Annotated in this window: 18 protein-coding genes; 12 read left to right on the top strand and 6 right to left on the bottom strand. The window is 46.3% G+C overall.

Annotated features, from left to right (window positions below):
* Window positions 1–20 precede the first annotated feature (20 nt).
* The gene (porW, locus tag C943_RS04595) at window positions 21–2639 is read right to left on the bottom strand and encodes a type IX secretion system periplasmic lipoprotein PorW/SprE (protein ID WP_008624745.1); all 2619 of its coding nucleotides are present in this window, start codon (window positions 2637–2639) and stop codon (window positions 21–23) included.
* Between the two features lie 107 nt (window positions 2640–2746).
* Here porW and C943_RS04590 point away from each other — a divergent pair, with 107 nt between their 5' ends.
* From C943_RS04590 to C943_RS04540, 11 genes are all read left to right on the top strand, one after another.
* Complete coding sequence (locus tag C943_RS04590) at window positions 2747–3619, top strand: M23 family metallopeptidase (RefSeq protein WP_008624743.1); 873 nt, start codon at window positions 2747–2749, stop codon at window positions 3617–3619.
* Window position 3620: 1 nt separating this feature from the next.
* Window positions 3621–4046 (top strand): bactofilin family protein, encoded by a 426-nt coding sequence (locus C943_RS04585; RefSeq protein WP_008624741.1) that lies wholly within the window; start codon window positions 3621–3623, stop codon window positions 4044–4046.
* On the top strand, window positions 4009–4266 hold the full coding sequence (locus C943_RS04580) for an AtpZ/AtpI family protein (RefSeq protein ID WP_008624739.1): 258 nt from the start codon (window positions 4009–4011) through the stop codon (window positions 4264–4266). The genes C943_RS04585 and C943_RS04580 overlap by 38 nt, the downstream gene beginning before the upstream one ends.
* A gap of 24 nt (window positions 4267–4290) precedes the next feature.
* Window positions 4291–4677, top strand: a complete 387-nt coding sequence (locus tag C943_RS04575; protein WP_008624738.1) for a hypothetical protein — start codon at window positions 4291–4293, stop codon at window positions 4675–4677.
* Window positions 4678–4695: 18 nt separating this feature from the next.
* Window positions 4696–5724 carry a F0F1 ATP synthase subunit A gene (gene atpB, locus C943_RS04570; protein ID WP_008624735.1) on the top strand — a complete coding sequence of 343 codons (1029 nt, stop codon included), beginning with the start codon at window positions 4696–4698 and terminating at the stop codon, window positions 5722–5724.
* A gap of 39 nt (window positions 5725–5763) precedes the next feature.
* Window positions 5764–6018, top strand: a complete 255-nt coding sequence (gene atpE, locus C943_RS04565) for an ATP synthase F0 subunit C (RefSeq protein ID WP_040479016.1) — start codon at window positions 5764–5766, stop codon at window positions 6016–6018.
* Window positions 6019–6094: 76 nt separating this feature from the next.
* Window positions 6095–6589 carry a F0F1 ATP synthase subunit B gene (gene atpF / locus C943_RS04560; RefSeq protein WP_008624731.1) on the top strand — a complete coding sequence of 165 codons (495 nt, stop codon included), beginning with the start codon at window positions 6095–6097 and terminating at the stop codon, window positions 6587–6589.
* 2 nt (window positions 6590–6591) lie between these two features.
* A complete protein-coding gene (gene atpH, locus C943_RS04555) occupies window positions 6592–7152 on the top strand; it encodes an ATP synthase F1 subunit delta (protein ID WP_040479014.1) in 561 nt (186 codons plus the stop codon).
* A gap of 27 nt (window positions 7153–7179) precedes the next feature.
* On the top strand, window positions 7180–8760 hold the full coding sequence (gene atpA, locus C943_RS04550) for a F0F1 ATP synthase subunit alpha (RefSeq protein WP_008624721.1): 1581 nt from the start codon (window positions 7180–7182) through the stop codon (window positions 8758–8760).
* Between the two features lie 71 nt (window positions 8761–8831).
* Window positions 8832–9704: an ATP synthase F1 subunit gamma gene (atpG, locus tag C943_RS04545; RefSeq protein WP_008624720.1), complete on the top strand. Its 873-nt coding sequence runs from the start codon at window positions 8832–8834 to the stop codon at window positions 9702–9704.
* A gap of 189 nt (window positions 9705–9893) precedes the next feature.
* The gene (locus C943_RS04540; protein ID WP_008624719.1) at window positions 9894–11819 is read left to right on the top strand and encodes an SMP-30/gluconolactonase/LRE family protein; all 1926 of its coding nucleotides are present in this window, start codon (window positions 9894–9896) and stop codon (window positions 11817–11819) included.
* Between the two features lie 71 nt (window positions 11820–11890).
* Here the strand turns inward: C943_RS04540 and C943_RS04535 are convergent, their stop codons facing one another.
* The 4 genes from C943_RS04535 to C943_RS04520 form a co-directional block, all read right to left on the bottom strand.
* Entirely contained in the window at window positions 11891–12811 is a 921-nt protein-coding gene (locus tag C943_RS04535; protein WP_008624718.1) for an RraA family protein, read from the bottom strand.
* Between the two features lie 30 nt (window positions 12812–12841).
* Window positions 12842–14056, bottom strand: coding sequence for a cupin domain-containing protein (locus C943_RS04530; RefSeq protein ID WP_008624717.1), 1215 nt, complete (start codon window positions 14054–14056; stop codon window positions 12842–12844).
* Window positions 14057–14155: 99 nt separating this feature from the next.
* A complete protein-coding gene (locus C943_RS04525) occupies window positions 14156–16408 on the bottom strand; it encodes an outer membrane protein assembly factor BamB family protein (protein WP_008624714.1) in 2253 nt (750 codons plus the stop codon).
* Window positions 16409–16637: 229 nt separating this feature from the next.
* Entirely contained in the window at window positions 16638–17270 is a 633-nt protein-coding gene (locus tag C943_RS04520; protein WP_040479011.1) for a GDSL-type esterase/lipase family protein, read from the bottom strand.
* Between the two features lie 88 nt (window positions 17271–17358).
* Here C943_RS04520 and C943_RS04515 point away from each other — a divergent pair, with 88 nt between their 5' ends.
* Window positions 17359–18201, top strand: a complete 843-nt coding sequence (locus C943_RS04515) for a UbiA prenyltransferase family protein (RefSeq protein WP_211208860.1) — start codon at window positions 17359–17361, stop codon at window positions 18199–18201.
* Between the two features lie 25 nt (window positions 18202–18226).
* On the opposite strand, the gene C943_RS04510 is transcribed toward C943_RS04515, so the two are convergent.
* The gene (locus C943_RS04510; protein ID WP_008624710.1) at window positions 18227–19579 is read right to left on the bottom strand and encodes a neutral/alkaline non-lysosomal ceramidase N-terminal domain-containing protein; all 1353 of its coding nucleotides are present in this window, start codon (window positions 19577–19579) and stop codon (window positions 18227–18229) included.
* Between the last annotated feature and the right edge of the window lie 17 nt (window positions 19580–19596).

Here is a 19596-nt window from a genome sequence, read left to right as displayed (position 1 = left end):
AGAAAGTATCGGAAAGGTATTTAGTACGCCTTTTTGTAGAAATTTCTGTATTCGTCCAGATTTTTCCTTCGGTTGAGTTCTTGGAAGTTCTCTATTGATATGAGAAAGCAGTTACCCTTTTCTTCATCTGAAAGGATGTTGGACTGGAAATCGGACATGAACTTGTCCCTGTAGGTAATCCCTTTTTCGGCATTACTGAAAGGGCTGATAATGAATATAACATTTTCCCTCCCCATGTTCATATTGCCGGTCCGCAGCTTGAAACTTGCGAAATTTTGGCTGTGGAACAGTTCCAAGTCCCCCAAGAGGTTTTTGGATTCCCGCGCTTTCTCCGGGTCCATTGCGATCACAAATATATGGGTTTGGTTAGGATTATCTTTGTAAGGGCTTTCAGCTTCCTCGGCCTCAGTTTCGACGGGGACTTCTTCCTCGGTAGTTTCCGCAGACTGCTCTTCGGGCTCGCTTTCGCCTGCTTCTTGTTCGGCAGATTCCGGCCCAGTCAATAGTCCAAGCATATTTCTTGCCATATTTACCAAGGGCTCATCCTCCGAGGTTTGGATGAAGTTTTCCAATTTTTCTTGGTAGAGGTCTTTCGAGTCGATTTTGCCCGTGACCATGATATCCAACAGCAGCAGTCGATCGGTGTTTTTTGTCAAAGGAAACTGCTCAAGTGTGGAGCGGATTTTCTGTCTCGATTCGGTGTATTGCTTGTTTTGATAAAGCTCGTAGGCGTCTTTGTAACCACGGGAAGATTCCAGATACGCTTGGTTTCCCGATATTTTTTCGGGATTGTTGATCGAAAGTGTAAAGGGCGAGTTCGGGAATTCCCGATTTAGCCGCTGTGCATAGATGTCTGCATTACCGCCGGTTTCCTTTTGGGCCAGATACAAGATGTAGTAGGCCTCGGGTTTTTTCACCGAATTTGGATATTTGGTGATCAGGCTTTCGAGGTTTTCGATTGCAATCAGCGGAACATTCAAATCGAAAAACAGGATCTTGCCAAGCTCAAAATATGCCTCTTCGAGGTCCAGACGCATTTGGTTGATTTGCTCGGGATTGCTTGGGATCTTGGAAAGCAGCGTCTCCAATTCCGGAAGTTGGGAAAGAATGGGGTTTTCCGGTTCCGCTCCAAGACTGTCGGTTTGGCCAATCACATTGCCTTGGCTGGAAGTTGGAGTTTGGAAGCTTTGGCTCGCCCGTCGCCAATTGTCTTGTAGCGGCCTGTTGCCCCAGTTTCGCGAAAAATCTATGCTGCCTTGCTGTATGGCAAGGGCGTTTTCAAAATAAAATGACTGTCCAGAACCACGGCCACTGAAGGCTAACAAATTATCGAAGATGCCGGTTGCCTTGGGTTGGTCTTTCTCCGCTGCCATCTTCAGCAGGCGCTCTTCTTCTGCTTTGATGAAGTCCTGGGCAATTCGTTCCTGCGCTTCGCGGCTGAGTTCGCTCAGCTGGAGAAGGCTGTCATTTCTGCTGACCGTCAGGTAATTTTCCACATATCTATCCAAGACTTCCTTGCGGGCCATAATGTCCTCATACGGAGGGTCGACTGGGCGGAAATTTGTGGCGGCACTATCAAGGAAATATTTGGAAGTGACGAAATCGTTCCTGATTTCAAATGCGATATCCGCCAGTTTCGAATAGATATAGCCTTTTTGTATTGGATTGTTGCCATCTTCCTTTGCCGCACGGATCAAGAGTCTCTCGGCTTCTTCGACATCACCCTGTTTCAATTCAAAAACCGCCTTCTCATAAAGGATCACATCACGCAACTCCTTGTTTTTGGTGTCCTTATAAAGATCGTCATAATAACTCCGGACGCGCTTTACGTCTTTGCCGCGGTTGAGGTCGGCAACCTGCTGCGCATACAACTGGGCAAAAAAGTACCGCTCATAAGGGGGATTTCCTCGTAGGGATTTTTGGTAATAATCAAAAGCCAAAGAATTGAGCCCTTCCCGCTGGTAAAGCTGGGCAATGATGAAGTTGGTGCGGGACAACTCTTTCTTGTTCTTCGTGAAAGCAAGTGACCGGTCCAATGCCCCGAGTTTGCCATTGATTTCTCCCCTTTTGTCGTAATAGTACGCCAGGTTCTTGTACAGGTGGAACTTGTTGTCGGAGCTGATCCCTGTTTCCTTGGTGAGATAGTCGATGATATAATTTGCATCTTCGAAATTTCCCAAATCGGTGGAAATTCTAAGGAGTTGGATGAGACTTCTGTGCCTGATTTTCTTCTTTTTTGAATTGACGTTGAGGTATTTGAATGTATTGGAAGCATCGTCAAATTGTGCCTCGTAATAGTCCGCCATGCCCAGGAGGAAATAGCTTGGATCTACCCATTTGGATATTCTGTGCCAATCCACAGCTTTGGAGGCAAACTCACGGGTATCTTTGAGCAGTTCTTTGTTTTCCTTGATAAAAGCACTGTCAATGCGATAGAAAACAGGAAGTACTTGTGTGAAATCCTCCCGGTGATTGGCCTGGATGCCAGCCTCAAGTTCCTGGATTTTTGCGTTGGCATAATAATAGGCATTGTATTTTGCCGTTGTATTGTGAAAGGCCCGGTTCAAAAAAGTGTTCCGCTCAGAAGAGCAGGCCATCAAAAAAAGCAGAAATACAAACAGGGAAATCTTTTGCTTCATGGCTTAGCCGTAGACTTTGGGTTTCCAAATTACTGTAAATGGTGTAAATTAGTAAACGCTTCGGCGGAATATAATATTTTTACAGGCTTTACCGAAATCTTGCAAGTGTGGGTTTAAGAGAAAAATGGGCCGATAGGCTCAATGAAAAATACTTGGTTGTCGTCCGGAAGAAACAGGATTTTTCTGTCTTGGGATCGGTCAATATATCGATTTTCAGGATTCTGATTTTGGGCGTACTTTCCTTTATCATCGTTTTTGGCCTTTCCCTGATTTTGGCAAGGACCTTTCTCAGGCAGTGGTTTGACCCGATGTTTATGGAAACGGAGAATACAGCCAAAGTACTGATGCTGACAGATATGGTGGATTCGCTGACCATGGCCGTGAGCCAAAAAGACACCTACCTCGCCAACCTCGAAAAGATCATGGAGGGCAACGTAACGGAAATGGAGGATCTTTCAGCCCCCAAAACGGAAGAAAGTTTACAGGTCGAAAAGCCAGAGGGATTGGTATATCAGCCTTCGGCAGGTACACAGAGTATTCTGGACGAGTTTCAGGGATTGCCCCTCGAGTCTACTCCCGTCGTTGGGGTGAGCAACAGCACGTTTATGGAGACTTACTTTTTTCCTCCAATCAAGGGCGTTTTGACGGCAGTTTTTTCCCCGAAAAATGACCACTTTGGAGTTGACGTCGTAGCTAAGGAAAATGAGCCTGTCAAGGCAATTGCAGGCGGAACGGTCATTTGGACCTCTTGGACGCTGGAAACCGGGTATGTGATCAGCATCCAACATTCCAATGACTTAATTTCGATTTATAAACATAATTCGGTAATATTGAAACACACTGGTGATGTGGTGAGGGCAGGCGAAATCGTATCCGTGATAGGAAATACGGGCGAACTGACGACCGGGCCGCATCTCCACTTCGAATTGTGGTACAAAGGCACCCCCCTAAATCCAAAGGAGTTCATTACATTCGACTAGTATGTTCAACAAGTTAGAAGAAAAAAAATCGGCAACAGAGATGGTGAGTTCAACCAACGTGATTTCCAAAGAGACCAAAATAGTAGGTGATATCAGAGCAGCTGGGAATATCAGGATTGAAGGTCAATTGGAAGGCTTGGTAGAATCAAAAACCAAGATCGTCATAGGCGATTCGGCCACCATCAAGGGTAACCTCCAATCCCCCGAAATGGAAATCTCCGGCAAAGTGGAAGGCGAAGTCACCTGTTCGGGTACTTTGTACCTTACCAAGACGGCCGTCATCCTTGGAAATATCAGCACCCAAAAGCTGGTCATCGAAAATGGAGCTACCTTCAATGGCGACTGCAGGATGGATGCCAAAGCAGGCATGAATTCCAAATCGGGACCGCATGAAGAAAAATCCCAAAAACAGCTCGTCTCCGCCTAGCCCACCTGTTTTTCTGAAGTATTTTGGGCTTTCTTTCCAGCTTTTTGCTGTGATTGGCCTCGGGACTTGGATAGGTTGGAAGATTCAGCAAAAAAGTGGCATGAAGTTTCCACTGTGGATACTTTTATTTTGTCTGCTATTTACGGTGATTGCGTTCTACCAACTCTACGTAAGTCTGAAAAATGACGAGCGTGCTGAACAAAAGCACAAAAAAGACTAGCTTTGCGCCTTCACCCAAGCTTTCATGAAGGCAATCAAAATCCTTACCCTCAAATTGATACTTCTTTCACTGTTATTGGGAGGAGTGATTTACGTGATCCAGCAATACATAAAGCCTGCCTGGATCCATGAAAGCATGTGGACCATCATGGCATTTTTTATTATCCTGACTTGGATTACTGGAATGTTTACCCACTACCTTTTACAACTCAGCAAAGAAAATTCTGTGAGCATCCTGTTGGGCGGAATTGGACTGCGCCTCTTATCCAGTATTGGTTTCGTGGCAGTCATGTTAATGCTTGGTGTTGAAAATATTATTTTGTTCATCGTCAATTTCTTTATCGTTTATTTCCTTTACTTATTGTTTGATATATACATGCTTATAGCTAATTTGCGCCCGAATTCGAGATAGGCACTAAAGAATTATCTGATGCTCCGCAAATTTCTTTCAATAAGTCTTTTATTATCAGTCATTTTACTGAACGTTTCTTTTCCGGTTTTGGCCGCGGGGGATGGTGAAAGCAAGACAGGCTTTATTTTGCCCCACGTGATGGACAATTACGAGTGGCATTTTGCAACCATAGGCCACACCCATGTCACCTTGCCGCTTCCGGTGATTGTTTACTCTCCGGACCAAGGATTGGAAGTGTTTATGTCTTCACAGTTTCACGACCACGAGACCCACGAAATCAGCGAAAACGTAGTCGTCAACGGCTACTACATCGACAAGACATACAAGCTCAAAGCAGCAGATTCATCCAGGGTTTTTTATGATTTTTCGATTACCAAAAACGTGGCGATGATGTTCATCATCATGGCAGTAATTCTTTTCTTAATGCTTTCGGCGGCGAAACATTACCGCAAGAGTCCTGGAACAGCTCCAAAGGGCATAGCGTCCTTCATTGAACCAATAGTAGTCTTTGTAAGGGATGAAATTGCGCTCCCAAACATCGGCCACAAGAAATGCCTGAAATTCACGCCTTATCTGTTGACCTTGTTCTTTTTCATTTGGATAGGCAACCTGTTGGGTCTTTTTCCGGAGGCGGCGAATTTCACGGGCAACATTTCTCTGACGTTTACACTGGCGATCTTTACCTTCATCATCACCAACTTGAATGGTAACAAGGATTATTGGAAGCACGTGTTTGCGACACCTGGCGTACCGGCCCCACTGTTGTTGATCATCGTTCCGGTCGAAATCATTGGTTTGTTTACCAAGCCATTTGCCTTGATGGTCCGTCTTTTTGTGGCCATCACTGCGGGCCACATTGTGATCTTGAGCTTCATTGCGCTGATATTCGTTTTTGAATCTTACGCAGTTGGGGTGGCGAGTACAATCATGGTTGTATTTATCAACTTCATTGAACTATTGGTCGCCACCATTCAAGCATATGTGTTCACCCTTTTCTCTGCCATGTACATTGGATTGGCGGTAGCGGAGCATGAGCACCACCATTAATCAGGAATTTCTTTGTTCAATTTATAAAACCTAACACGTATGTTAACTTCAATCTTACTTACTGCCGGTTTTGCACTTATGGGTGCAGGTATCGGTGCCGGAATTGTCGCGATTGGCGCAGGTCTGGGTATTGGTAGAATCGGTGGGCAAGCTATGGAGGGCATCGCCCGTCAGCCTGAAGCAGCTGGTAAAATCCAGACTGCCATGCTGATCATCGCGGCTCTTATTGAGGTGGTTTCCCTGTTTGCAGTGGTAGTTTGTCTGCTGATTGCATTGGGTAATTACACTTTCTAAGCAAAGAAGCGGGGACTGACGCTAGGTCAGTCCCCTCCTTTCAACTATTGAACAAATCAGCATTAAATAATAAACTATGGGACTAATTACACCTGGCTTAGGTCTGATCTTTTGGTCTGCACTCGGATTTTTGATCGTTTTATTCCTTCTCAGCAAGTATGCTTGGAAGCCAATTTTGGCGGCCTTGGACGAACGTGAGAAGAGCATCGAGTCGGCTCTGAAGTCAGCCGAACAAGCAAGGAATGAAATGGCTAACCTCAAGGCTGAAAACGAAAAAATTGTCCACGAGGCAAAGATCGAGCGCGACGAGATGCTGCACAGAGCCTCTGAGACAGCCAAGCAGATTATCGAGGAAGCTCGGGTAAAGGCTCAGGCAGATGCAGGGAAAATCCTGGAAAATGCCAAAGCGGCTATTGAAACTGAGAAGAGGGCAGCGCTTGAAGAAATGAAAGTGCAAGTAGGTATGCTTTCCCTCGAAGTCGCTGAAAAGCTCCTGAAGAAAAAGTTTGCCACGGATGCTGCACAGCAGGCCTTGGTGGATGAGTTGTTGAAAGACGTTAAGATGAACTGAATATGACTGCGATTAAAGTAGCGTCTAGATATGCAAAAGCGCTTTTGGAATTGGCAGTCGAGAGAAATGCACTCGAACCGGTTTTGAAGGATGTCAAAAAACTGATCACACTTTCGTCCGAAAATCGAGGCTTGGTGCTCATGTTTGAAAGTCCTATCGTAAATACCGAGAAAAAGGGCAATGTACTAAAGGCACTATTCGAAAAGGACGGACACCAGATCACGATGAATTTTTTTGATATCGTTACCCGGAAAAACAGATCCAATGTACTGTTGGCTACCGCCAAGGAATTTATCCGGCAATACAACCAGCATCTTGGGATCCAGATCGCGGAAGTGACTACCACAGTACCCCTAACTGCCGATCTTCGCTCCAAGTTCGTAGCCGTGGTGAAGGAAATTTCTGGTAAAGCCAAGGTTGAATTGGAGGAGAAAATCGATCCGAACCTGATTGGTGGTTTCGTCCTCAAAGTCGACGACAAAGTCTTGGATGATTCCCTGAGCGGCAAGTTAAGAGACCTGAGATTGGGATTTGCCCAACGGTATTTTGTCAAATTGTATTAATAACAGAAACAAATAATTGAAAATATAATGGCACAAGTAAGACCTGATGAAGTTTCAGCCATATTGAGAGAGCAGCTCTCCAATGTTAATACAGAAGCTGAACTCGAAGAAGTGGGAACCGTCCTTCAAGTTGGTGACGGTGTAGCCCGTATTTTTGGACTTTCCAAGGCACAAGCTGGTGAGTTGTTGGAGTTTTACAACGGCCTCAAGGCGATGGTACTCAACTTGGAAGAAGACAATGTGGGCGCCGTGCTTTTTGGTGACTCCAAACTTGTTAAAGAAGGAGACAACGTCAGAAGGACCAAGAAAATCGCTTCGATAAAAGTTGGCGATGGCATGTTGGGCCGTGTTGTTGATGGATTGGGAAATCCTATCGATGGCAAAGGAAAACTTACAGGAGAGCTTTATGAGATGCCACTGGAAAGAAAAGCTCCAGGTGTAATCTACCGTCAGCCGGTCAATGAGCCACTTCAAACAGGTATCAAGGCGATCGATTCCATGATTCCTATCGGTAGGGGTCAAAGGGAATTGATCATCGGTGACCGTCAAACAGGTAAGACAGCCGTGGCTATCGATACTATCCTGAACCAGAAAGAATATTACGAAAAAGGCCAACCAGTCTATTGTATTTATGTGGCAATCGGACAGAAAGCTTCTACCGTAGCAGGTATCGTATCAGCTTTGGAAAAAGGTGGAGCCTTGCCATATTCTGTGGTTGTCTCTGCTTCTGCCTCTGACCCTGCACCACTTCAATTCTTTGCCCCGTTCGCAGGAGCATCTATCGGTGAATTCTTCCGTGACACCGGCCGACCTGCATTGATTATTTATGATGACTTGTCCAAGCAGGCCGTTGCATATAGGGAAGTTTCCCTCTTGTTGAGAAGACCTCCGGGACGTGAAGCGTATCCAGGTGACGTGTTCTATTTGCACTCAAGATTGTTGGAGAGAGCGGCTAAAATCAATAACTCCGACAAGATCGCCCAACAAATGAATGATCTTCCTGAGTCTATTCGTCATTTGGTGAAAGGTGGTGGGTCGCTAACCGCCCTCCCAATTATCGAAACGCAGGCAAGTGACGTTTCTGCCTATATTCCGACCAACGTAATTTCCATTACCGACGGACAGATTTTCTTGGAGTCCAACCTGTTCAACTCCGGTATCCGTCCTGCAATCAACGTGGGTATCTCCGTCTCTAGGGTAGGTGGTAACGCGCAGATAAAATCAATGAAAAAAGTGGCAGGTACGCTAAAGTTGGACCAAGCGCAATTCCGTGAATTGGAAGCCTTTGCCAAGTTTGGGTCTGATTTGGATGCATCCACAAAGCGGACAATCGAAAGAGGTAGGAGGAACCAAGAGATACTTAAACAAGCTCAGTACTCTCCAGTTCCGGTCGAATACCAAGTAGCCATCATCTACGTATCTACAAAGGGTTTCTTGGATACCATTCCAGTGAATAAAGTTCGTCAGTTTGAAACTGAATTCTATAATCTGTTGAAAAGCAGCTACCCCGAAGCACTGGAATTGTTGCTCAAAAACGATCTCGACGCTGCAGGGAAAATCCTCGAAAAGGCTGCAAAAGATCTGACTGCAAAGTATACAAAACTCTAATTTGAATAAGTAGGTGCTGAAGGCCGGATTTGTTTCGGCTTTCGGTTATCCTTTTCGAACACATTTGAGCTATGGCTAACCTGAAGGAAGTAAAGCAAAGGATCAATTCTGTGGCCTCAACACAGCAGATCACTCGTGCCATGAAAATGGTTGCGGCTGCCAAATTGAGAAGGGCCCAGGAACGTATCCTGAAAATGCGTCCCTATTCCCAAAAACTAACCGCGATCTTGGATGAGGTGGTATCGTCCATGGGTGGAGAATTGGAAATCGCCTATGCCGAAAAGAGGCCGGTCCAAAAGGTCTTGATCGTAGCGATGACCTCGGATAAGGGACTTTGCGGTGCTTTCAATTCCAATATCCTTAAAACCACAAGTGGTTTGGTCAGCAATGAGTACAAGGGAAAAGACGTGACCGTCTTGCCTTTGGGTAAAAAGGCCTTTGAATTTTTCACGAGGAGAGATTTCAGGATCAATGGCGATTTCTTTGAGATTTTCAAGGATGTTTCCTACGAGGAAGTAAGGAAGATCGCCTCCTTCGCGATGGAAGGTTTTATCAAACGTGAATTCGATGAGGTTGTATTGGTTTACAACCACTTCCGCAACGTCGCGACTCAAGATATCACCGTGGAACAGTTTCTTCCCATGGGATCCCTGAATACTTCAGGAACCGAGGCGAAGCCGACGGATTATATCTTGGAACCATCCAAAGAATATGTCGTACAGGACTTGGTTCCTACCGCTTTGAAAACCCAATTCTACAAGGCTGTTTTGGAAAGCAATGCTTCTGAACACGGCGCCAGGATGACCTCCATGGACAAGGCAACCGAAAACGCCGCAGAACTGCTCAAGGAATTGAAGTTGATGTACAACAGAACCCGTCAGGCAGCCATCACAAGTGAAATCCTTGAAATCGTGGCCGGAGCCAATGCGCTTGAAGGCAATTAAGCATATTCAACAGAACAATTAAACCCAAAAAAGCCGCCATCGAGCGGCTTTTTTCATTTCCAAAGCCTAGATTCGGCATCAAAAGTCCTACGTAAAAAGGAAGTGTTTCACCGCGATTTCGTATAAGTGGTTGATGTTCTGAATTTTTTATTGGTTAATTTTTGAGTGATAAACCTATCCAAATAACCTATGAACCGAAGAATTTGCCATCATCATCTCGTTGGATTACTATTTGTTTTTGCCTTTTTAAGTTGTTCACCTTCAGGACCCGAATGGGGAAAAAGAAACGCCGAACTGATCGAAAAGTATGGCCTTACGGTGAGACAGCTCATCGATGTTTCCGATACCAAGATTTCGGCGATGTTGGGAGATGGAAGGGTTTCAAGTTTTGATTCAATCGGGGATTTTAGCCTACAACCCGGAGTAACGGGAAAGCTTCTTTGGGGCAAAGGGGCCATGCTGGCCGAACTAAGACTAGATCCAGAGGCAGTGATTCCTGAAAAAACGATTGAATCAGACCTGTTTGTGTTTCTGATCGATGGAGCGGCCACCATTCAGATCAACGGAAATTCAATGACCATGACCTCTAAGAAAAGGGAGGCTCCAACCGGAATCCATAACGGTACTCCTAGGATTGACTTTGTCTATCTGGAAAAGGGCAGCAAATATTCCATTCAAAGTGGCAGTGAAGGGGCGAAGGTTTTCGAGGTATGCAGCCCCTTGCGCTTGGACTACCTACAGCTTGCAGGTATAGAAAACCTTCCCTCAGATATTTCGGATATCGAAAATCCCCTTTCTCCAAATTTGGAACCTAACAAGATTTACGATCTCTACGACATTCAACTGACTGAACTTGCTTCTGGCGCGCATGCAAGGCTGATTTCGGGAAGGAATATGCTCTTGAGCTTTATTTCGATGGATCCGGATTCGAAATTTGGACATCATATCCATCCCGAAGAACAAATCATGTTTGTGCTGAGAGGTGCTGTGGATGAAATCCTTCTGGATGAAACCAAACGCATGGAAGCCCATGATGCGGTTCGGATTCCGGGCAATTTTGTGCATGGGGCCAACATCGGATCCTCTGGTGCGGATGCCTTGGATATTTTTTGGCCTTCCCGACCCGATTATTCTCAAAAGGCAAGCGAAAGCATGTCAAGATTTCGCGAGTTCATCCCTGAAGACGCCACGCTGGAATTGGTTATTGATGGCAAAAAAACAAAGCCCGAACTGTTTTTTTCCGAAGGGCCGAAGTGGATGAATGGCAAGCTTTACTTCTCCAATATGTACTTCGATAAAGATTACAATGGAGATCCGAAAAAAAGCTCCACTGTCGTGATGAATCCCGATGGCAGCTATCGAAATATTGCCCAAGGTCAGATGCAAACAAATGGGCTGTATCCCTACAAGAATGGCAACCTGATCGTGTGTGACATGATGGGCCATAGGGTAGTGGAAATGAATACAAATGGACAGGTGCTGCGCGTGCTCGCAGATCGGTATGAAGGGAAGCCCATTGATGGGCCAAATGACATCATCACTGATACAAAAGGCGGATTCTATTTCACCGATCCTCAATTCACGATGGAAGCTGAAAAATTCCAACCCGGCCGAGCGGTGTATTATGTTTCTCCAAAAGGCGAAATTTCAAGAATCACCAAACCCAACGAATTTGCCATGCCTAATGGAATATTGCTTTCTCCAGATGGCAAGACGCTTTATATAAACAATTGCTTTGACAAAGAAGAATGGTACCCTGTCAAAAGTGAAAAGGACAATTACATTTGGGCTTATGATGTCCAAGCCGATGGCAGCATCAGCAATGGACGGCAGTTTGCAAAAGTGCACCTAACCGAAGATGTGTTGGAAAGAGGGGGCAGATCTTCAGGAGCGGACGGTATGGCGATTGACAAAGAGGGAAACATCTATGTGGCGACCTATTACGGCGTGCAGATATTTGACAAAACAGGAAAATTTGTAGGGATGATCAACATGCCTTCCTTCCCAGTAAGCCTTTGCTTCGGGGATGAGGATATGAAGACTCTTTATATAGTAAGTTACAGCAAGGTGTTTAAAATCAGGACGAATAAGGAAGGATATGTGAATTATTTGTAGTTGGAGGAAAATGAGTAAGGATGGGATTGTTGACGTATTGTGATCTTTCCATCTAAAGGTGTGTGATATTCTCACCAGGTCCGCTTACTCATCATTTGGTCCAATTCCTGTCTTGTCATGGTACCGAGGTCGGGGCGTTTCTCCAGCCATTTGAGAAAGGCAGTCTTGATTTCGTCTGTCCATTGGCTGTCTATTTCTCCAGTGCTGTAGATATTGTTCCTCACCATTTCGAATCCAAATTGGTCTTTCCTGACTACAAATTCGGCCACAGAGACGACCTGTTCTGCCAAATGCGCCGGAACAAAAAGCACACCTTCGACAGTGGCGATCACCAAATCACCAGGCAGCACGATCGCTCCTCCAATGCGTATCGGTGTATTGAGTCCCATCAACACCATCTCTTCCGTAAAGGACGGGTGGAAATCACGCACAAACGCGTTGAATCCCTTCATATTCCTGATCTCCTGAAGATCCCTAGCCGCGCCATCGAAAACCACGCCGTTGCCTGATTTGCTGAATATGGAATTGGCCAAGGTAGAGCCCATGATCGGTCCACCCCCAATTTTGCCATAGGCATCCGCTACATACAGGTCCCCTGGCACAAGGGTATCGATGGGCCATGAATTGGTGTTGCCTTTTCTGCCCTGCCTGGCACCTCTCTCTTTGATGTTTCGTTCGACATCAGGCCTGCTTGGGAGATACATGGCGGTGACAGCACGTCCCGTCATCAAGGTTTCATTCACCATTTTCCAGCCACCTTCAAATTGATTGTGGTATCCCTCATTCCGCAAGGCGTTCCAGGCGTCGTCGATCATGATGCGCTTTGCCCTTTCCAACAAATCATCGGGGATTCTAGGTCTACCATCCGGGAAACGCTCTCCTTTCCATTCTGAGGTCAGGAAAATCATCTCTTCCTTCGATATGGTCTGTGCAGATAGCCATCCTGTAATCAGGACAAGATTGAAAAAGAGGATAAATGCTTTTGTATTCATGGTTATGGATATTTGTTTCAAATTCGGTCGTCAACGTTGGTCATCATCGCCCATCACGTCATAGCCTTTCCATTTAAATTCCTTGGCAAGCCCGGATGCCGCAGGCCAGGCAATATCATGTTGTTTGCTGGCGACCCATTTCCTCCTGTTTTCTTCTGTATCAAAAGAAATCATGATCTGGTAATTGTAAGTAGTCGGTTCTGCCTGGATTTCCTTGGATAAATTTTCAGGGAATAAACGCAGTAACTTAGAACCCAAATACCCCTGCTGGACGACCATTGCCGGGACATAAATCGAATAATACATTTCCTCAAAGGCTTTGGCGTTTTCCTTATCAACCACAAACTCCATCTGCAGTACCATGGCTTTTGGGGCAATCAGTGGCTTCTCGATAGCAAGGCTCTTTTGCCTGGGTGCCGCAATGCCAATTACCAATAGTTCGAGATCCTCGGGCCCATCGTTTGAAAAACTCAAGCTCTCTCCCAATGCCCCCCAGAAAGCATCATGGGCTTTGTAAGTTCCGGTATCATTTCCGATGCTAACCTTTCCTTTCCCCTTGGTCACATAATAGACCTCTTCAAAACCCTCAAGTTTCCGAGTGATTCCCCGCCCGCCCACAGGAATGACTACGTGGTCGACATGATGCCAATCGGTCGTAAATACTTCCGGCCCCAGAATCCTCCGGTACAGGACCCCTTCGCCAGAATAGGCTGGATTATTCGGCTTCAGCTTTTCTTTTTCCAACCTACCATTGACAAAGGCGGGAACCGGGTCGAGGCTAGCACCCACACGGGTATCCCCAAGGTCAAAGGCATCCGTCTTGCCCTTCGTGCGACTGACGGCGAAGTTGAGCCAGGTCAGGTTTGCATCTGAAGAATTGTATATCGCATGGGAATCTCCCATTTTGCAGGGTACCACTGCGGGCGCTTTGATTTTGGAAGTACGGCCATTGACGGTAAACTCTGCTTCCCCGTCCAGGATGACAAACATTTCTTCTATCGAATGGTGAAAATGATGGCCAATCCCAGATTTTGCCTGGATTTTTCCCGCATGTAAATAGAGGAAATTCGTCGCCAAGTCATTTCGGCCAATCAATTGGGTGAAGCCCATGTTACCGGCACCTTGGTGTACTGCGGACAGTTCCCTGTATTTTGAGGGGTCATTCGGGATGATCCGCTCGCTGAGCTTTTGGGCAGCTGCCTGCAAACTGATACTCAGAATCAGTAAAATCAAGATCTTTTTCATAGGTCCTTTGGGTTTGGTTTTATTTTTCAGAATTCCCAAAAACTACCCACTCGGTGCTTTTTGGGAGGTCACGCTCACTCCTAAATTGACAAATTTTTATTATTTCTTAGCCGGCAAAGCATAGACAACATATCCCCTAGGCATTGCGCCCGGTTTTTTGGAATGGTTGTAGCTGTCTCTTGTGAAATTTGACGTTGCGTTGATGACAAGGTATTGCTTTCCGTCCAGCATGTACATGCTGGGTTGGGCATTGACTTCATGACTCATCGTTTGTTCCCACAATAGCTCACCATTGTCGGCATCGAAAGCATATAACTTCCCCCCTTTTGCGGTAGCAAAGACCACTCCCGTCGAAGTGACGATCATCCCCTTCCTCAGGGTGCCGCCTGGGGCACCTTTGCTTTGGTCACCCTGCACGTAGAGCGAATCCTGACCGACAGGCCTTCTCCAAGCGATCTTACCGGTATTCAGGTCGTAGGCGACGATGGATGACCATGGTGGCGCGGCCAAGCCAGGCCAATCCAAACCGTAGTCAGTCGTGTACCTCTCCGCCGGATGTTCGATATCTTCGGGATAATCAGACATCGGCGCTACCTTGTTTTGATCAGGTTTGATCGTTGCGCCACCAGATGCCACGACTGGACCATCGGGGATTTTTGGCTCCAGGTTTCTCCGAAAATTCATTGTCGCCGGATTGCCGCCGATATACCGGTACATTGCCTTCAACGTTTCTTCATCCACATGGACAAACCCAGGCATTTGTCCTTTTCCGTTGATCACAGTGTTTCTAAAATCATCATAAAACAAATATTGTCCCGCGTATCTAATGGCCGGCGCTGACCCACCTGCCATGTCTTTCCCATGACAGGTCTGACAGGTTGAATTAAATAAAGTCTGAACCCTTTGGAGATCATTTGCAGACAAATCAACCTTGGGTGGTTCTACCTTGTTCAGTTTGTAGATAGACGCATGTTCCTGCGTCAAGATGTACATCATACCATTGGTCGGGTTGGACGCAGTATTGCCATAATTTGCTCCGCCCAACGCACCCGGCATCGTAATATTCTCGTGCTTATCTGACAGCGGGATATAAATTCCCGACTTTGCATTTTCCAACCTTTTTAACCAAACCTGCCGGATGCTGTCCGGGAAGTACGGATTCAAAGTCTCTTTGGTGACTTCCTGTTTGGTAAAGGTGGGAAGAGAGGGAATGGGTTGCGTAGGCCAAGCTTGTTCCCCAAGCATCTCACTTGGAGGGAATGGCTTTTCTTCGATTGGAAAAAGGGGTTCGCCAGTTACCCGGTCAAAGACAAATACAAAGCCATGCTTGGTCGCAACAGCCACAGCATCCACATTTTTGCCCTGGTGATTTACTGTCAGCAACTGCGGTGCAGAGGCTATATCGTAGTCCCAAAGATCATGGTGCACGGTTTGGAAGTGCCATAATCTCTTTCCCGTTCTCGCATCCAGTGCCAAAAGCGAATTACCAAAGAGGTTGGAGCCAATTCTATCAGCACCGTAATAATCATAGGTGGGGGACCCAATTGGTAGATAGGCGATGCCTCTTTGGGTATCGATAGAAATCTCGCTCCAAACGTTGGTACCTCCTACATATTTGTAGGCATCTTTTGGCCAGGTATCATAGCCAAATTCACCGGGCTGCGGCACCGTATGGAATATCCATTCCAAGTTTCCTGTCACTACATTGTAAGCCCTGACATGACCAGGAGCGGAGAAGTAATTTTCTCCGGGTGCAGATCCAATGATAAGCAAGTCTTCAAAAATCACCCCCGGCATCATAGGCTGGATTCTTCGGATGGAACTTGGTTCACGTCCCAGACCTTCCCTTAAATCCACATAGCCGTCCGTTCCAAAACCCAATATGGTCTCTCCGGTTTCGGCATTGATGGCTTGGATCGTGTTGCTGATCGTGAAAATCAGTCGTTTATCTTTTTTGTCCTTGCTTTCCCAGTAGTTCAGGCCTCTCCGGGTAAGTCCATTCAAATTGGCATGGATCCAGATTTCCTTTCCCGTCCGGACATTCACAGCGATAAGAGAGGAGTGTTTTCCCATCACATACATGACTGAATCCACGATAATCGGGCTGAAAAAATAGGGAGTCTCGTCTTCCGTAGGGAAATGCCAGGCGATTTCAAGTTGCCCCACGTTTTCCTTTGTAATCTCGCCAGCGTCAAAATATTTTGACTGGTCAGGACTGCCTCCATAGTGTGTCCATGTGTTGTGACGATTTTCCGGGTTTTCTTTTTGGCAGCCCGAAAAAATTACTGAAATACTGCAGGCAATGATAATATGCGCAACAAATAGTTGTGGTTGTTTTGGGTACTTTGACATGATTACTTTGGTTCTAAAGGCCCGTAGGAATGAAACCATGAAACCGTGGAAAACCCTCCAGTTTCAGATTCTCAGAATCTTTGCGTCGAGAATCAAGCTTTCCTCAAAAAGGCCATGAATAAAATTATAGCCCAGGGAAATCTTATTCAAGGCGGTTGCAGGACAATTCAACCGCCCGTAATTTATTTCACCGGCTTGGATTGAGAAAAGCTCCTTTGGGTCTAAACGATCAGTCCTTTAATGCCTTGGCTACAGTCTGTGCCATGATTCCCAAGCCTTCTTTGTTGGGGTGAACCCCGTCCGGAAGCAGGGCCGATTTTCCTTCAAATGGGGAATAAAGATCTATGGTTTTGGACTTGGTCTTTTTGGCAATTTCCATCAACTTGGGGCGCATTTCATCCACCAACACGCGCTCGCGGATACCGAAGTTGTCTTTGAACACCGGGACCGGAATACAGATATAGACCTTTCCTTTTTTGGGCATGTGCTTTTTGTACTCGGTGATCATGGCCACATAGTCATTGACGAAGTCATCCTTGTACTGCCAGTTTTGGGGCTTGGAGTCATTCGTGCCAAGTTTGATGACCAGGATATCAGGCTGAAAGGTCTTGACCTCCTCAAACTGAGCCTCGTTCCAATACGGATAATCTCCCTTTTTGAGCATGGTTCTGCCGCTGACTCCAAAGTTTTTCACTTCATAGCCATCTCCCAATATCGCTTGCATTTGGAGCGGGTAGCTATCTGTATTGTCCCTGCCGGGTCCTTGGGTGATGCTGTTGCCTACACAGGCGACTTTTGTCTTGTTTTGGCCAAAAACAATCACTGACAATAAAAGCATGGGGATTAATAGGAGTTTTTTCATAGGTTTGAATGGGTTTATTCCTTCCAATATAAAGAAAATCGGCTTGATCGGTGATTGGTTTTCGCTGATCAGCCCATCATTTTGTGCAATGGTATTTATTCGAAAAATCTGGCTGTTGATCAATTTCCTTTCCTTGGATGTGGTCTTGGCAGCGATGGGCGGCATGTATTTTTTTGCCAGTTTCTTGGAAGTGGAGGTACCAATTTCGGTGTACCTTGGACTGGGGCTAGTCGTATGGGGAATCTATATGCTTGATCATCTCTTGGACGCTCGGGCCTTGAACAACACGGATGAGGAGCCAAGAAGGAGCTTTTTCTTACGGCATTACAAAATCATTTGGCTTTCGTTGGGGCTTTGTGCAGCCATGGCATTGATCCTCGTGGGGTTCGACCAAACGCTTCAAGGATTTGTTCCTTACGCCGGCGCACTGGCCGGATTGGTAGCGGGGACCTCGCTTTTGGGCAAATACGCTGGTCGCTTTGGGGCATGGACGAAGGAAATCCTCATCGCGCTAGTCTACGTCGCCGGCATTTCAATTTTCCCAATCTGGCAAAAAGGATTTGAACTTTTGCCGGCCTATGTTTTTTTATACCTGTTCGGGTTCTTTTTGTTGGCCCTGATCAATCTTTGGATCTTGTCGCTTTGGGACCGGGAATCAGATGCCCGCCATGGATTCAGGTCCATCGCTTCGGTTGCAAATATTGTCCACTTGGAAAGAGGGATAGTGGTATTGGCAATCACAGTGAACCTGCTATTCTTCGCAAGCCTTATGCTCCAGCCGTCATTTTACCACATGCATGCGCTGGTCATTTTGCTGATTTCGCATATCCATATGGTGGTTTTTCTTAATTCAAAAAGGGATACGCAGCTCAAACGGCAAATTTTGGAAGCTAGCTTTTTGATAACCTGGGTGCTGTTGTTGCTGGGGTGAGGGAAATCCTCTTAAAAAAATTCATTTAATTTTGTGCCATGCGGGAAATAGACTTCCGGATGATTTCGTCGAAATATGCGCCATTGTAAGGTCCAAACCAGTTCATATCCCGGGTTTCATACAGTTCCATGTCATAATAGTCATCGGGCGTAATGTATCCGATGTACCCGCCGTTGAAACAGGTAATCATCAGGTGCAAGCCATTTTCCAGGGCAAACGATTCCCAAGCTTCCATCATTTCGCCGGAGATTTCGCCGGAGGAACTGATCATCAGGACATTTCCAAGGAGGACCAAGTCAAAATGCGCGTTGGTTTCACCCAAAAGTTGGTTGAAAATCCAAGGTCTTACCCGGACATTCTTCCCCAACCTGAAGTGGGCTTTGCGCAATTGGACCGGCAGTGCCGCCCATTTCATCCGTTGCGAACTTTCCAAAAAGACTTGTCCTTCCTTTTCGGCCAACTGTCCTGCAAGCTCATCCGCAAATGCTCGGACATCTGTAGGCTGATCACCAGAAGAAAGTGGCCGCATACTGCCGACCGTCCCGGCTGCAAAGAGCGAAAAGTCGACGCTGGTATTTTCAAGCCTCTCATTGAAGTAATGTGGGTAGTCGCCCGAAAGGCCCATAAACTTTGGGTGTAGGATCGTCGGATGTGCGCTGAAAGTCGTCATCAGACCTTTTGCCCCATTCTTTTTCTCCAAGATCAACTGCCGGGCGTAGGGGTCTATCGGGTTGCCTTCAATCAATCTGTTGGCCACAAGGTTGTCGGTAGCGACCTTTCGAAAATGCATGGAGACTGTATCCATACTGGAAAGTGCCAATTGGAGACTTTGCAGCGTCCTGTCTTCCAAAAGCTGCACGACGTTCCTGTCAAAACTTCCCAAGGCAAGCTTTCCCATCAGCCCGGGAATAAATCCCCCCAAGCCACTGTGGGTATGCGTAGCGGTGAAATAAACCATGTCAACTGGGAAATGGAGCTCATCCAACCTTTTTAATATCCGCTCTTGGAGGTAGGGATGGACAATCATCAATTCATAGTTGACAAAGGCGATTTTTTGCCGTCCATTGCCGATAATCAGCGATCGGATATAGCTGCTGTCTTGCACAAAATCATATCTTCCCCTTGGCCGATAGCCAAGCAGCTTTGCAGGCGTTTGCGGCGTGGTATTGACCTTGGACCAGCCTGCCAGCCAGGTCGGGCCAAGTGTTGGATGGAGGTTCAATGTATCAAGGTGGCCCATGGTTTGGAGATAATATTCCTCCAAATGATAGTCCTTGCGATCTACGCGGGTGAAAAAGGCAAGCGCCAATACCAGTAATACGCCCACGATCCACGCAAATACCCTGAAAATTCTTCTTGGCAGCGAGCTGGTGGTCATAGGTTTATAGGAATTGG

Source organism: Mariniradius saccharolyticus AK6 (assembly GCF_000330725.2).
Lineage (GTDB): Bacteria > Bacteroidota > Bacteroidia > Cytophagales > Cyclobacteriaceae > Mariniradius > Mariniradius saccharolyticus.
This window is presented reverse-complemented; position numbering and strand designations above follow the sequence as displayed.